Annotated in this window: 15 protein-coding genes and 1 pseudogene; all 16 read right to left on the bottom strand. The window is 31.6% G+C overall.

The features are described 5' to 3' along the window. A complete protein-coding gene (locus BUA92_RS08620) occupies positions 1-726 on the bottom strand; it encodes a FliA/WhiG family RNA polymerase sigma factor (RefSeq protein WP_073018688.1) in 726 nt (241 codons plus the stop codon). Positions 727-744: 18 nt separating this feature from the next. Further along, positions 745-1,383: a flagellar brake protein gene (locus tag BUA92_RS08615; RefSeq protein WP_073018686.1), complete on the bottom strand. Its 639-nt coding sequence runs from the start codon at positions 1,381-1,383 to the stop codon at positions 745-747. Positions 1,384-1,391: 8 nt separating this feature from the next. Continuing rightward, on the bottom strand, positions 1,392-2,246 hold the full coding sequence (locus tag BUA92_RS08610; protein ID WP_073018684.1) for a MinD/ParA family protein: 855 nt from the start codon (positions 2,244-2,246) through the stop codon (positions 1,392-1,394). Then, the gene (gene flhF / locus BUA92_RS08605) at positions 2,240-3,394 is read right to left on the bottom strand and encodes a flagellar biosynthesis GTPase FlhF (RefSeq protein WP_073018682.1); all 1,155 of its coding nucleotides are present in this window, start codon (positions 3,392-3,394) and stop codon (positions 2,240-2,242) included. The genes BUA92_RS08610 and flhF overlap by 7 nt, the downstream gene beginning before the upstream one ends. Next, the gene (gene flhA / locus BUA92_RS08600; RefSeq protein WP_073018679.1) at positions 3,395-5,458 is read right to left on the bottom strand and encodes a flagellar biosynthesis protein FlhA; all 2,064 of its coding nucleotides are present in this window, start codon (positions 5,456-5,458) and stop codon (positions 3,395-3,397) included. 19 nt (positions 5,459-5,477) lie between these two features. Next, positions 5,478-7,307: a fused FliR family export protein/FlhB family type III secretion system protein gene (locus BUA92_RS08595; protein WP_073018677.1), complete on the bottom strand. Its 1,830-nt coding sequence runs from the start codon at positions 7,305-7,307 to the stop codon at positions 5,478-5,480. Between the two features lie 11 nt (positions 7,308-7,318). Further along, a complete protein-coding gene (fliQ, locus tag BUA92_RS08590) occupies positions 7,319-7,588 on the bottom strand; it encodes a flagellar biosynthesis protein FliQ (RefSeq protein ID WP_073018675.1) in 270 nt (89 codons plus the stop codon). Positions 7,589-7,597: 9 nt separating this feature from the next. Next, positions 7,598-8,350: pseudogene (gene fliP, locus BUA92_RS08585) on the bottom strand (flagellar type III secretion system pore protein FliP). Beyond that, entirely contained in the window at positions 8,350-8,700 is a 351-nt protein-coding gene (locus BUA92_RS08580) for a flagellar biosynthetic protein FliO (protein WP_021800942.1), read from the bottom strand. The pseudogene fliP and the gene BUA92_RS08580 overlap by 1 nt, the downstream one beginning before the upstream one ends. A gap of 10 nt (positions 8,701-8,710) precedes the next feature. After that, on the bottom strand, positions 8,711-9,172 hold the full coding sequence (locus tag BUA92_RS08575; RefSeq protein ID WP_073018673.1) for a flagellar basal body-associated FliL family protein: 462 nt from the start codon (positions 9,170-9,172) through the stop codon (positions 8,711-8,713). After that, positions 9,159-9,881: an OmpA family protein gene (locus BUA92_RS08570; protein WP_073018671.1), complete on the bottom strand. Its 723-nt coding sequence runs from the start codon at positions 9,879-9,881 to the stop codon at positions 9,159-9,161. Before BUA92_RS08570 ends, BUA92_RS08575 begins: the two co-directional genes overlap by 14 nt. Continuing rightward, entirely contained in the window at positions 9,881-10,690 is an 810-nt protein-coding gene (locus BUA92_RS08565; RefSeq protein ID WP_073018669.1) for a motility protein A, read from the bottom strand. The genes BUA92_RS08570 and BUA92_RS08565 overlap by 1 nt, the downstream gene beginning before the upstream one ends. Before the next feature lie 10 nt (positions 10,691-10,700). After that, positions 10,701-10,892 carry a flagellar FlbD family protein gene (locus BUA92_RS08560; protein WP_073018667.1) on the bottom strand — a complete coding sequence of 64 codons (192 nt, stop codon included), beginning with the start codon at positions 10,890-10,892 and terminating at the stop codon, positions 10,701-10,703. Between the two features lie 102 nt (positions 10,893-10,994). Beyond that, entirely contained in the window at positions 10,995-13,226 is a 2,232-nt protein-coding gene (locus tag BUA92_RS08555; protein ID WP_423236807.1) for a flagellar hook-basal body complex protein, read from the bottom strand. A gap of 140 nt (positions 13,227-13,366) precedes the next feature. Next, the gene (locus BUA92_RS08550; protein WP_073018663.1) at positions 13,367-13,753 is read right to left on the bottom strand and encodes a TIGR02530 family flagellar biosynthesis protein; all 387 of its coding nucleotides are present in this window, start codon (positions 13,751-13,753) and stop codon (positions 13,367-13,369) included. Between the two features lie 12 nt (positions 13,754-13,765). Then, on the bottom strand, positions 13,766-14,440 hold the full coding sequence (locus BUA92_RS08545; RefSeq protein WP_073018661.1) for a flagellar hook assembly protein FlgD: 675 nt from the start codon (positions 14,438-14,440) through the stop codon (positions 13,766-13,768). Positions 14,441-14,448 lie beyond the last annotated feature (8 nt).

Below are 14,448 nucleotides of genomic sequence, written 5' to 3'. Positions count from 1 at the left end.
TTATGTATAATGTAATTTTTTCATATTAGTTCTTAAATTTCTAATTGCTCTACTATGTAATTGGCAGATTCTTGACTCAGATACCTCAAGGATCTTACCTATTTCTTTCAATGTTAATCCTTCATAATAATATAAACTTAATATCATTTTATCTTTTTCATTTAGAAGTTCTATAGCTTTTTCAAGCATCTCAAGTTCTTCTTTTTCTTCTAGAGTTTTTTCAGGGGAAGGACTATTCTTATCTTCTATTATTCCCTTTATAGACATATCCTCATCATCTGAAAATATTACGTCATCCAAAGACTGAATAGATATATAGTTTATATAATTCTCAACCTCAGCAACTTCTTTAATTGTAACTCCAAGTTCCTTAGCTACCTCTTCTGTAGATGGTTCTCTAAGAAGAGTTCTTTGAAGATTCTCTACTGCATCATTAAATCTATTTAATTTATCAATTGCACCTTTTGTAATAGGAGAGTTTTTTCTAATCTCATCTATCATTGATCCTCTTATTCTTATAGATGCATAGGTTGAGAATTTCATTCCCTTTTCATAGTCAAATTTATTAATAGCATCCATGAGACCAACCATGCCATAGCCTAATAAATCATCGTATTCTACATACTTTGTTTTACCTAATATTACTCTCGATGCTATATACTTTACTAACGGTATATATTTTTCTGCTAGCTGCTCTTTAGATGGTCTAGCATTGGCTATTGTCATGACTTTGTCCCCCTTATTTTATATTACACTTCTTTGTTTTCTAATTATAGTAAATACTATCTTAATTATCTTATCTCGTTCTCTTTCTGAAGGATTTGAAAAAGAAACTCCATAAATATATTGGCTATCTTCTGTTTTATCAACTCTTACTATTTTCCCTTTTATTAAAACTTCTTCTTCCTCATACTTAAGTTTTAATGCAACTTTCTCTGAAAGCTCTATTCTTTCTTTAGATTTAAACCTTAAACCTCCACCACTTAAGTCTAGTAGAGTTGCAGTTTTAAAACTACTAAATACAGTTTGAGTATCAACTGTAAAAATTGAGTATTCTACTGGATACATAGTTGTAACTCTAACATAGTTTCTTCTTTGTACCTTAGTATATTTCTCTGGAATAGATAAAACATACATAGGTATATTATTTTCAATTTTTCTTTTTATAATCATAGTTGTAAATTTATATACTATTCCATTTTCTTCATGAAAGGTTGCTGAAATCCATTCACCTTCCTTTATAAAAAGGTAATTTCCTTCTGCAACAGGTATAGTAATAGAAAAAGTCTTTTCATCTTCCTCTTGAACCGTTGACTTATATACTTTTTTATCTTCCCAAAATATAGATATAATTCTGTTTAACCCTATTTCTAATGATTTCATTTCTCCCCCTATGAAAAAATACTAAATATTTTCTTAAACAGCCCCTGCACACCTATGCTTTCGTTTCTAACTTCTTGTCCTTGAAGTTTAGTTGCTATTTCTTTTATACATTTTGAAGCATCACTATTAGGATAAGCTAAAGTAAATGGTTTTTGTTCTCTTACTGATTGCACTAGTTTTCTATCCTCTAAAACTGTTCCTAAATGGGATAGTTCTAATCCTAAAAATTTATCTACTGCACTTTTAAATTTAGAGAATGTATCTATTCCTTCTTTTATAGTAAATGCTTTATTTACAATTATATTCGCTTTACTTTTAATTTTAAAGTGTTTTGTTGCTTTAAGCAAGCTATATGCATCGGTTAAAGAGGTAGGTTCTGGAGTAGTAACCACTATTAATTCCTCGCAGCAGGATATAAAAGCTAATACACTCCTATTTATGCCGGCTCCAGTATCTATTAATATATAATCATAATCTTCTAGGGTTTGAATTTTTTCTAGAAACTTATTTCTTTCTTGTTCTGTAAGATCTTCTACCTTATTAATTCCTGATCCCCCTGAAAGAAGTTTTACTCCTAAGGGACCATCAGCTAACACCTCATGTATATCTTTACTGTCATCTAAAATATCAAACAAATTATGTTTTGGAAAAACTCCCATCAAAACATCATCGTTTCCCATTCCTATATCCGCATCAAAAACCAAAACTCTTTTTCCTTCTTCTCTAAGAGATATGGCCAAGTTAACTACTATATTACTTTTTCCAACTCCACCTTTTCCAGAGGTAATAGTAATGATTTTGCATCTAGGTTTATTTCCACCATTTGAAGCTAATTCTCTTAACTTAACAGCTTGATCTAGCATACACTATCCTCCCCTAGAATAAGTTCTAATAGTTCTCTTTTTGTAGGCTTTTTAATATCTTCTGGAACAGACTGCCCTGTAGTTACGTAAACTATAGGTTTGTTTGACTCCTTTATTATCTTTACTAGTCCTCCATAAACTGAAGTTTCATCAAGTTTTGTTATTATTATTCCATCATAATTTAAAAGTTTATATCCTTCTAAAATTATATCAATATCTTTATTTTTTATAATTGAAGACATTACTAAATATATTGAATCTGGAGAAGCTTTTTCAACAAATGCTCTAAGTTCTGAAATCTGCATTGTATTTTTAGAGCTTCTTCCTGTGGTATCTACTAATATGGTGTCACAGTATTTTAACTTCTCAATAGCTTCTTCCATTTCCTTTAAAGTTATTACAACTTCTAAAGCTATTCCCATTATTTCCGCATAGGTTTTTAATTGCTCAACAGCACCTATTCTATATGTATCTATAGTTATTAGTCCAACTTTTCTCTTTTCAACTAAAGCAAGTTTTCCAGCTATTTTAGCTATGGTTGTAGTTTTACCAACCCCTGTAGGTCCTGCAAAAACTACTGTTCCATTTAAATTGTTTGTATCTATTTTTATTAAATTACTTAAATAATTCCTTAAAATCTCTTTTTTCTCTTCAAAAGCTGGAGTTGCCTTAATGTCTCTAATAATGTCTTTTATGAATACTTCTTCTATATCTCTATCTTTTAGAAAAGAAATGAATTTATCTTCTTCTATTATTTCTTCCTTTTCTAAAACCTTAGATAAAAGATCTTTAATTTCTCCCATTTCCTTTTTTAATTCATTATCTGAAGAAGTGGATACAGCAGTTTCTTTTGGAGTGTCAGCTTTAACATCCATTTTAGTACTTTTATTCTTTAACTCTTGTTCCATAAGTTTTTTTATAGAATCTATAGAGCTTTCAAATTCATTAGCTTTTTTAACCTCATTTTTAGGTTCTGCCATTTTTTCTACAGCAGCAGTTACTTCTATAAGCTTAGGAGAAAAAAATCCTTTAAAGCCTGGTCTTTTTATTTTTCTTTGACTAAGTATAACTGCATCTTTTCCAAGTTCATATCTAATTCTAGTCATAGCTTCATTCATGCTACTCACTATGTACTTTTTTATAACCATCTATACTGTCACTACTCCTTCAGTTCTTATTTCCACATCATTAGGTATTTCATTTAAAGAAACTACCATAATATGAGGGTACACCATTTCAATAAGTTTTCTAAAAACCGGTCTTATCTTTGGTGATACTAAAACAACTGGTTGATTATTATAGAAATAAACTCTTTCTACTACATCCCTAATTCCATTAAATATTCTTGTTGTAGTATCAGGATCAATTGCTGGGAATGAACCTTGTATTGATTTTTGTGTATTATTTGCAATTAGGTCTTCTATTTGTGGGTCTAAGGTTACAACTGTTATTGCTCTACTTTCATCTATAAGTCCATTACATATAGTTCTTGCTAAAGAGAATCTTACGTACTCAGTTAAAAGTTCAATATCTTTTGTATTTCTTGAGTTATCAGCTAAAGATTCTAATATTGTAACCATATCTTTTATTGGAACTTTCTCCTTTAAAAGATTTTGTAGTATCTTTTGAAGTTCTCCTATAGTCATTAAATCCGGTATAAGTTCGTCAACAACTGCTGAGTATCTTTCTCTAGTATTATCAACTATCATCTTAACTTCTTGTCTTCCTAATAATTCATAACCATGAGCTTTTATAGTCTCAGTTAAGTGAGTAACCATAACAGTTGTAGGATCAACTACAGTAAGTCCTCTTATTTCAGCTTCTTCTCTTTGATCCTTATTAATCCATACTGCTGGAAGTCCAAATGTTGGCTCCATAGTTTTAATTCCTGGTATATCAGTTGTATCCCCTGAAGGATCCATACATAAAAGCATGTTAGGCATTAAGTCTGATGAGTTTATTACAGTTCCTCTTATTTTTATAACATACTCATTAGTTTTAAGCTGAAGATTATCTCTTATTCTTATAGGTTGAACTATTATACCCATTTCTATAGCACACTGTCTTCTAACAGAAGCTATTCTTTGAAGTAAATCTCCACCTATAGATTCATCTGCTAAAGGAATAAGACCATAACCTATTTCAACTTCCATAGGCTCCACAGAAATTAAATTCATAACATTCTCTGGTTCCTTTTTTTCTATCTCCATAAGTTCTTCTTCTTCTCTTGTAAACTCTTGCTCTATCTGCTCATTTTGATCTTTAATTAAGAAATATGATGCAGAACCTAAAGCAGCTCCTGCCACTAAAAACGGTATCTTAGGAAATCCTGGTATAATTGCCATCATACCTGATATTACTCCAGCCATTCCTAATACCACTGGGAAAGCAGTTATCTGTTTACCTAAAGTTTCTCCAAAGTTAGTAGCATTTCCTGAACGAGTAACTAAAATACCTGAAGCTGTTGATATAAGAAGTGCAGGTATCTGAGAAACAAGACCATCTCCAACTGTCAATTTTGTATATATTGCTGCTGCTTGAGCAGCATCTAAATTTCTTTGAAGAATTCCTATAACTATTCCAGCTAAAATATTGATTATAGTAATTACTATTCCGGCTATAGCATCTCCTTTAACGAACTTTGAAGCTCCATCCATTGCTCCATAAAAATCTGCTTCAGCCTGAAGATCTTCTCTTCTTTTTTTAGCTCCAGTTTCATCTATAAGCCCTGCATTTAAATCTGCATCTATACTCATTTGTTTTCCTGGCATAGCATCTAATGTAAATCTAGCTGAAACTTCTGAAACTCTCCCAGCTCCGTTAGTTATAACTATAAACTGAATAAGAACAATTATAACAAATAAAATAATTCCTACTGCATAATTACCTCCTACAACGAAGGTACCAAATGCCTCTATTACATTTCCTGCATCTCCTTGAGATAATATAAGCCTTGTTGATGATATATTTAATCCTAACCTAAATAGCGTTGTTACAAGTAATAATGTTGGAAATACAGAAAATTGTAAAACGTTTGTTGTAAACATAGTAATTAATAAAATTACTATAGATAAGGTTATATTAAAAGCTAAAAATACATCTAACAGCCATGTTGGTAAAGGAATAATTATCATCATTACTATCCCTATTACTCCAAAAGCTACTAATATATCAAAATTCTTTTTAAAATTTCTTTTGCCTAAGACCTCCATATGTACTCATCCATCCTTTTTATTTCTGCTTCTTCATCTTAAAAACTAAAGCAAGAATCTCTGCAATAGCCTGATACATTTCTCCTGGTATCTCTGATCCTATATCTAGAGTATCGTATATAGCCCTTGCCAAGGGTTTATTTTCTATTATAGGTATGTCATTATCTTTTGCAATTTCTTTAATCTTTATAGCAATATTATCTGCACCTATCGCTGTAACTTTTGGTACATTCATTCCACCCTCTTCATATTTTAATGCTACTGCAATATGTGTTGGGTTTGTAATTACAACAGTTGCATCTGGTACAGCCTGCATCATTCTTCTTGTTGCCATTTCTCTTTGCTTTTGCTTTATTTTACCTTTAACTTGAGGATCTCCTTCCATTTGTTTAAACTCTTCTTTAACCTCTTGTTTACTCATCCTCATTTCTTTACTAAAAATTCTTCGTTGAAGCACATAATCTATTATAGCTAAGACAATCATTAACATGGTTATCTTAGTAAATATACCCATAACTAAATTTTTAATTTCTAAACCCAAACTTGGAAAATATACATTCCCCATAGATAAGATACTTTTATAGTTGGCCATTACAAAGTCATAAGCTAGATATCCTATAATGCTTATGACAATTAGATTTTTTACAAGTTCTAAAAGACTTCTTTTAGAAAACATATTTTTTATACCTTTTAGAGGGTTTAACTTTCCTAAAGATGGTTTAAGAGGTTCCCCTGTAAGCAAAAATCCTGTTTGCATTAAAGATGCAACCACTCCGCCTACCATTATAGGTATTACCACAGGAAAGATTCCCATAGCCATTCTAAGCATTACAAACATTCCATAATTTTTAGCTGAAATATCAGTAATCTCCTGCTTAAAATCTGAAGATAAAAAATATATCATATCACTTTTAAAATTGCCTGCAATAAATCCACTAAATAAAGATATTACTAATGTACATATAAGTAAAGTAAAAGCTAAACCTACATCCTTACTTCTTGGAAGTTGACCTTTTTTTCTTGATTCACCTTTTTTCTTTGGTGTAGCTTCTTCAGTTTTATCATCTGCAAAGATAAAAACCAAAGGTATAGCTCCATAAATACCTCTAAATATTTCGGGTATTAAATTGAATGCACTTATTATAAACTTTACTAATATGGGCATTGCTATTATTATACATAAAAATCCAACTAAAATCTTAAGAGGCATTCCTAAAATCATTACATTTAACTGTGGAACAGATCTAGAAACTAACCCCATGCAGACATCTGCTATTATAATAATCAATACTATTGGTATTGCTATTTTCAAACCTATTATAAAATACTGTGAAATACTTAAAAAAACTTGATTTATTGTTTCTTGATAGATTATAGTTGTTCCTAATGATACAACTTGAAAACTTTCTATTAAAGATTTAATTAACATATAGTGTCCATCTATAAGGAAAAATACCATTATGCCAATCCAGTGAAATATATTACTTAAAAGAGTTGATGAGCTTTGAGATGAAGCATCAAAAAGACTTATCATACTAAGCCCTATATGGGTATCCATCCATGCTCCTGCAAATTTAATGAAGTCAAAACATATGTTGACTATCATAGCTAAAATTATTCCTGTCATTACTTCATTTACACAATAAAACATAAGAAGAAAATTATTATCTATACTATTTACTACAGAGTAGTCAATTCCTCCTACTATCATATAAGAAAGAATAAAAGCAAAAAATGCTTTCACAGTTCCTGGAGTTCCTGAAGGGAAAAAAATTCTTCCAAGCATTAGGAAGGCACCTACTCTAAGGAAAATCAAGAAAATTGCTAAAAAATAATCTATGTTAATCAAGATTTTTCCTCCTACTTGGTTATATTAGCTATTATTTGAAAAATTCTTTCTGTAAATCCTAATAACTTATGAAACATCCAACTACCTAGTAATAACCCTACTACCGCTACTCCTATAAGTTTCGGAACAAAGGTAAGGGTTTGTTCTTGTATCTGTGTGGTTGCCTGTATTATACTTATAATTAAACCTAAAACCAAGGCTATAACTAAAAATGGTGCTGCAACTGTTAGTGCTGTTACTATTGCATCTTTAACTATACCTAAAACCATATTTTCACTCATCTAATCACCTCACGCAAAACTCATAATAAGAGATTTTACTACTAAATACCAACCATCTACCATAGCAAATAAAAGTAATTTAAATGGAAGAGATACCATGACAGGAGGAAGCATAAACATTCCCATAGACATAAGTACAGAGGCTACAACCATATCAATTATTAAGAATGGTAAAAATATTAAAAATCCTATAGTAAATGCTGTTTTTAATTCACTTATAACAAAAGCTGGTATCACAACATATAGTGGAACATTATCTTTTGTTAAATCAGTGGTATCTATTTTTTATGTTTCAACAAAAAGTTCTAAATCCTTTGGTCTTGTTTGCTTTATCATAAACTCTCTTAAAGGTTTTGATCCCGCCTCTATTGCTTGTTCCTGAGTTATTTTGTTTTCCATATAAGGCTGAAGAGCATTTGTGTTTATCTCATTGTAAACTGGTTGCATTATAAAAAGGGTTAGAAATAAACTTAGTCCAACCATAACCTGAGATGGTATAGCTTGCTGAGCTCCTATAGCATTTTTAAGAAAGGATAAAACTACAGCTATTCTAGTGAAAGAAGTTACCATCACTATAAAGGAAGGCAACAAAGTTAAAATGGTTAAGAATATTAATAATTTTATATTTGTTACATAGTCTGTAGGTGTATCTCCACCATCTAGAGAAACACTTAAATTCGGTGCTGCAAAAGCCTTCTGACTAATTGTAAAAAATATTGCTAAAAACATAATTGTATATATAATTACTCTTTTTTTCTTCATTACTTCTTTCCTCTATACTTAATCTTATCTAAATATTTTTGATAACTTTCTACTAGCTCTTTTCTATGTTCTTCTTTATTATCCAAGATAGTTTGTAATTCATCTTTAGATAACTTTCTTAAAGTTTCTACTCCACCAGAAGTTATAGCTACAACTAAAGCATCTTCCCCTGTTTTTATAATAGCTAATGTACACTCTTTTGTAAGTTGAATTTTTTCAATTACATTTAAATAATTTGCCTTAGCTAAGGATACAGATTTATTATTTAAAAACCTTAAAGTTAATATTAATAGAAAAATAATTATAGGTAAAACAATTATAAATCTAAATATTAGATCCACACTTTCCATATACTCATCCTTACTGAACTGTAAAATCAGAAAAAACCACTTCTAATATCTGACCTTTTTTAAGTTCTGAATTTATACTGTCCATTATTTCTTTTTGGATAGCAACTTTATTTCCTAATGCTTCATCAGCAGTTTTTGCATTAAAGCTTGTAATTATTCTATCCCTTATTAATGAAAGGTTAGTTTCAAGCTCTTTAGGTAACTCTTTAACCGAAGAATCATAACCTAAGGTCACCTTTACTTTAACATATCTTTTACCACCAGCATCTTTAAGGTTTATTAAAAGTGCATCTGTACCACAAACAAAATAAGCCTTTTCAACATGCTTTTCTACAGCAGCATTTTTAGATTGCATATAAAAATAAACTCCAGCAAAGGTTCCGCCTCCACCAAAAACAATAATAAGTAATCCTATTATTAGAAACTTTCCTTTTCCACCTTTTTTCTCTTTCTTATCCTTATTTTCCGCCATTCTCTTTATTCTCCTTTTCAGTAGCCACAATTAATATATTTACTCTTCTATTTTTTGCTCTATTTTCTTCTGTGGAATTATCTACTAGAGGTTTAAACTCGCCATAAGCCGCTGAATTGAATTTTTTAAAATCAAGTCCTTTTACCTTAGTAAAATATCTAATTACACTATTAGCTCTTGAAGAAGACAAGTCCCAGTTATCATTAAATTTATAAGTATCTATAGGTACGTTATCTGTATGCCCTTCAACTATAAAAGTGTTATCTAAAGTAGCTAATAATCCGCTTATTTTGTCAAGTACCTCTCTACTTTCAGGAATTAATTCTGACTTTCCAGATTCAAAAAGTATCTTATCATTAAGCTCTATTATTACTCCTCTATCATCAGTTTTTATTTGTGCAATATCTTCTAGTCCATTACTCTCAAGAAATTCACTTACCTTACTAAATGTAGATCCTTCTACATCTCCACCTTCTGGAACCACCTCTTCTAATACTCCATTCCCACCATCTAGAATTGATTTACCAGTCGTTCCTCCACCTAATAGATCTGTCAAAGCAATACTTATATCTTTTAATTTTTGTTCATTAACACTAGAAAAAGAATACATTAAAACAAAGAAAGTTAATACTAGGGTAACCATATCCCCATAAGTTGCTAGCCATGCATCAGTTTTAACTTCTTTTTTAGGCTTTTTTTCTCTAGCCATTACTCAGCAACTCCTTCATTAGCACTTATTGATTTTTGTAAATACGCTAGTCTCTCCTTAGGTGTAAGATATGTATTTAACTTTTCTTCTATTATTCTAGGATTTACTCCAGATTGAATTGCTAAAACTCCCTCAATCATCATTTCTCTAAAAGATGCTTCATCTCCACTTCTTGTACTTAACTTATTTGCTATAGGTACTAAGAATATATTCGCCAAAGCAGATCCATAAAAAGTTGTTATTAGAGCTTTTGCCATACCTGAAGCTATGTTTGAAGGGTCATCAAGAGCTGCAAGCATCTGAATAAGACCTATTAAAGTTCCTATCATACCAAATGCAGGCGCATAAGCTGCCCATTGTTGAAGTAAATTTATACCTCTTTCATGTCTATTTTCCATTTCCCCTATTTCAAGCTCCATTATTTCTTTTATAGTTTCTGGCTCTATTCCATCTACAACCATCTGAAGCCCTTTTTTAAGAAATTCATCCTCTACTCCATTTATTTCATCTTCAAGAGATAATAGACCTTCTCTTCTAGCTTTTTTGGAAAGTCCAGAAAATCTACTAACTAAATCAATTCTTGATTCTTTTGACTCTTTAAAACTTTGCATAAAAACCTTAGGCAAATTCTTGAAGTCTTCTGAAGATGCAGTAATTACTACTGTTGCAAAGGAACCACCAACTGTGATAGCAACTGATGCTGCATCCCAGAAGATTTTCATGTTGGTTCCTCCCATTGCCATACCCCATATAGTTAAAACTACAGCAGCCACTAGCCCTGCTATGGTTAATATATCTGTCCTCTTCATGTTGTTCCTCCTACAGCTTCATATTAAAAATTCTATTCTTATATCTTATTACTCTATCCACTACTTCTTCTGGTGTTTCTAAGACAATATACTTCTTCCCATTAGTTAGAGTAATTATAGTTTCTGGAACTTCTTCAATCTTCTCTATGTGTTCTGCATTAAGTATAAGTTCTTTTCCATTCATAGCTGTTAAGTTAACCATATACGCCCTCCAATTTAGTTAAGTTGAGAATGTATAATGGAGAGTTGAGAGCTATATCGAATTTCTTCATCAACTCTCAACCTTCAATTCTCAACTAATTAATTATCTTTTTAGATTTATTATATCTTGAAGAATTTCATCTCCAGTTGTTATCATCTTTCCACTTGCTTGGAAAGCTCTGTTTGTAACTATCATATCTGTAAATTGTTCAGCAAGGTCAACATTTGACATTTCAAGCATACCTTGAACATTGTCTCCATAACCTTTAGAGTTATCTTCTCCAGTAGTTTCAAGCCCACTCTTTATAGTAGCTCCACCTGAGTTTGCTGAAGCTTCATAAAGGTTTTTACCTAAAGAAGTTAGACCTTCTGGATTTCTGAAACTTGCCATAGCAATTTGTCCTAAAGCTGCAACTGAACCATCTTCTAAGATTGCGCTTATTACTCCTGTTTTATCTATAGTGTAAGACTTAACCTTTAATTCTTGTCCAGTTCCTGGAACCACAACTGTTTCTGGAATTTTCAAAGATTTTAAAGCTCCATCATAGGATTTTAAGTCTTTAGTAGCATCAACAAATGATATTGTTCCATCAGCATTTAAACTTTGTACTGGTGTTCCGCCTGTAACCTCAGTTGCAGTTATAGCTTCTGATATAGTTTTAGGTGCATTAGCTACAGTAACTAATTGAGTTATTCCTTTATCAGTAAGTGATTTACGGATTGAGTTTTGTACTTTAGTATTGTCTATTGTCGATGGAGTTGTTGTAAAATCTCCATTTATTGTTATTGTTTTTGACTTTTCATCTACCACAGTTGAAAGTTCTGTACCCTTAGTTATTTTTCCTATTTGAATCTTATACCCGTTTAAAGATCCACCTTCTGCAAAAGTAAACTTCATACCAAAAGCTTCTTGATCAGATGGTTTACTATCTTTTGCTCCACCTTGTATATTAGTACTATCTAATCCTGTTAAAGCTTTCCCATTTCCAGTAACTGTACTTCCAGGTAAAACAGCTGCAATTGCTGCTTGAAGATCAGCTGCTAAGTTAGTTGAAGGTGTTAAGAAATCTCCGTTAATAACTATTTCATGATTAGTTGCATCTACTGCTGCTGTAGCTGGAGTAGGTCCATTTACTCTATTAATTGAAATCTTATAATCAGTTAAGGTTCCAGTAGGTAAAGTTATATTTAATCCTTGTATTGTAGCTGTTGGAGCTGTTGTTGCTGTTGCACCAGCTGCTGTAACCTCTGTACCTGATATTGGTGAAACAACTCCTGTTCCTGATTTAAGCCTTTGTTCAAATACTGCAGTTGTTTCTGGGTTAGTTGTAGCACTTAATTGCGCATTAACTGCATTAACTATATCTTCTGGTTTCGCTTTAGATAAATCAGTTGAAATTGTAATAATTTTGTTAGTTGTATCTATTGCAGCTGTAGTTGATCCACCATTAGCTATTTCATCAATCTTGAAAGAGTACCCATTAAGTTCTTGTCCTTTTTCAAAGTTTAGCTGAACCCCTACTAGTCTAACTGAATCTGGAGCTGTAGCATCTGAACCACCTTCTATAGCTTTAGTTCCTATAGAAGCATAAGCTGGTATTTCACCTGAAGCTTTTACTCTTTGAGATATTCCTGCTGATGATACAGCCTTATTAACTGCTGATTCCACTTGAGCAGTAGTTAAAGTTGAGGTTTCTGAAAAATCTCCATTTATAACTATTACTTTGTTTGTTTTATCAACTTCTGCCGAAGCAACTGTTCCTGGTGAAATCTTACCAAATGCTATCTTATAACCATTTAGCTGTGATCCTGGACCGAAGCTGAAATTTATGCTTGATAAATTCATTCCATCTGGAGATATAGCTGTAGCAGCTTGAGCATTATCATCATTAGTTAATGTATATCCTAATACTCTATATCCATCTGAAGTTAATAAGTTTCCACTTTCATCTAATGTAAATGCACCATCTCTTGAGTACATTATCTTAGATCCTGAACTTGATAATGATTGATCAGTTATATTATGTGAGCCTGCTGTATGTGAAACTTCTAAAGTATTATCACCTAAAACAGCTGGACCACTACTTACCATGAAGTATCCATTACCATCTATTGCAACATCTAGTGCTCTATTAGTAGGTTGCATCATACCTTGTGTCATTATTCTATCAATACTTGAAAGTTGAACTCCAAGTCCTACTTGCTTAGCGTTAACTCCACCTTGATTTGTTGAAGGAGTCATAGCATCTTTAACATTTTGATATAACATATCTTGAAACTTCGCTCTTGAAGCTTTAAATGAAGTTGTTCCAACGTTTGATATATTATTACCTATAACATCTAATTTTGTTTGATTTGCTTTCATTCCAGATATTCCAGAATACATTGATCTTAACATATTTTCTTACCTCCAAGTTTTTTATTTTCCTGCATCTATCATTCAGCAGGTGAAGGCTTCCTTATCCAAGGTCCAGCCTATAAAATTACTACGCTATCTACGTTTGTAAATACATTTTCTTTTGATCTTTCTTTATCAACAGCAGTTATTACGGTGTTATTTTGAACTGAAGCTATTATAGCAACATCTTTATAAAGCATAAGAGTATTTTTTGAGCCTTTTTCTCTAGCCTTACCTAATCCTCTTTCTATTTCCTTGTAATCATCTTTTGTAAAATTAAGATTGTCCAATCTTTCTGCGGCATGTTTGGAAAGTGTAAACCCTCCACTTGTTTTTTCTATTTGTCTATCTAAAACTTCTTTAAAAGTTTCTCCAGTTACCTTACTACTTTTAGTAACAGGATCTTTATACTCTGGGAAATTTCCTACAGGATAGGCTCTGCCATTAATTATTCTATAGCCCATCTTTAATCACTTCTATTCTTTATTTTCTACTTTGCTTACTTTATCAACACTTACTGTCAATATTTCATCACTGCCATCTACTTTTAGCTTTATATTTACAACTCCATTATCTTTACTTACACCAATAACTGTTCCTTTAATATTTTTATCGCTACTGTCTTTTTCAGTTAACTCAACATTTTTACCTATAAACCCTGATGCTAATAAAAAGCTCATGTTTCCATTTAAATTAGTAAGAACAGGTAATGAGTAGTCTGGTACATTTACAACGCTTACCACTGTGTTTAAATCAAAATTCTTTTCAACATTAGTTCCTTTTTCATTTACTGTTACAGACAGTGTTGTAGAGCCATTTTGAGTCGTAACCGCATTAACAACTCCTGTATAAGGATTACCTTCACTATCTAATACATTTACTGTTACACCTTTTCCAACTAATGATTGATTAGCAAAGCCTGACATTGTAGTATTAAGATTTGCCATCTGCTCCATTGATGTAAACTGAGCCATCTGAGATATGTATTGAGTTGAATCTACATTAGCTGTTGGATCTTGATTGGATAACTCTGCTGCTAATATCTTTAGAAATGAGTTTTTATTTAAATCACTACCAGCTTTCACTATCTTAGTTCCTCTATCCGTTGCAGTAGCGGATCCATTGTATCCAATTGCACTTGTTGAAGCCATTCTTTTCC

This window comes from Clostridium intestinale DSM 6191, assembly GCF_900130055.1.
GTDB lineage: Bacteria > Bacillota > Clostridia > Clostridiales > Clostridiaceae > Clostridium_T > Clostridium_T intestinale.
The sequence above is the reverse complement of the archived record's forward strand: the minus strand, read 5'-3'. Positions and strand labels throughout refer to the sequence as shown.

Bases quoted from the DNA above. Each gene is read 5' to 3' on its own strand.
- BUA92_RS08570 (WP_073018671.1), bottom strand. From the start codon at position 9,881: ATGGCTAGAGAAAAAAAGCCTAAAAAAGAAGTTAAAACTGATGCATGG.
- BUA92_RS08545 (WP_073018661.1), bottom strand. From the start codon at position 14,440: ATGGCTTCAACAAGTGCAATTGGATACAATGGATCCGCTACTGCAACG.
- BUA92_RS08615 (WP_073018686.1), bottom strand. From the start codon at position 1,383: ATGAAATCATTAGAAATAGGGTTAAACAGAATTATATCTATATTTTGG.
- flhF (WP_073018682.1), bottom strand. From the start codon at position 3,394: ATGGTTATAAAAAAGTACATAGTGAGTAGCATGAATGAAGCTATGACT.
- BUA92_RS08610 (WP_073018684.1), bottom strand. From the start codon at position 2,246: ATGCTAGATCAAGCTGTTAAGTTAAGAGAATTAGCTTCAAATGGTGGA.
- BUA92_RS08550 (WP_073018663.1), bottom strand. From the start codon at position 13,753: ATGGGCTATAGAATAATTAATGGCAGAGCCTATCCTGTAGGAAATTTC.
- BUA92_RS08580 (WP_021800942.1), bottom strand. From the start codon at position 8,700: ATGGAAAGTGTGGATCTAATATTTAGATTTATAATTGTTTTACCTATA.
- flhA (WP_073018679.1), bottom strand. From the start codon at position 5,458: ATGGAGGTCTTAGGCAAAAGAAATTTTAAAAAGAATTTTGATATATTA.
- BUA92_RS08565 (WP_073018669.1), bottom strand. From the start codon at position 10,690: ATGAAGAGGACAGATATATTAACCATAGCAGGGCTAGTGGCTGCTGTA.
- fliQ (WP_073018675.1), bottom strand. From the start codon at position 7,588: ATGAGTGAAAATATGGTTTTAGGTATAGTTAAAGATGCAATAGTAACA.
- BUA92_RS08560 (WP_073018667.1), bottom strand. From the start codon at position 10,892: ATGGTTAACTTAACAGCTATGAATGGAAAAGAACTTATACTTAATGCA.
- BUA92_RS08575 (WP_073018673.1), bottom strand. From the start codon at position 9,172: ATGGCGGAAAATAAGGATAAGAAAGAGAAAAAAGGTGGAAAAGGAAAG.
- BUA92_RS08620 (WP_073018688.1), bottom strand. From the start codon at position 726: ATGACAATAGCCAATGCTAGACCATCTAAAGAGCAGCTAGCAGAAAAA.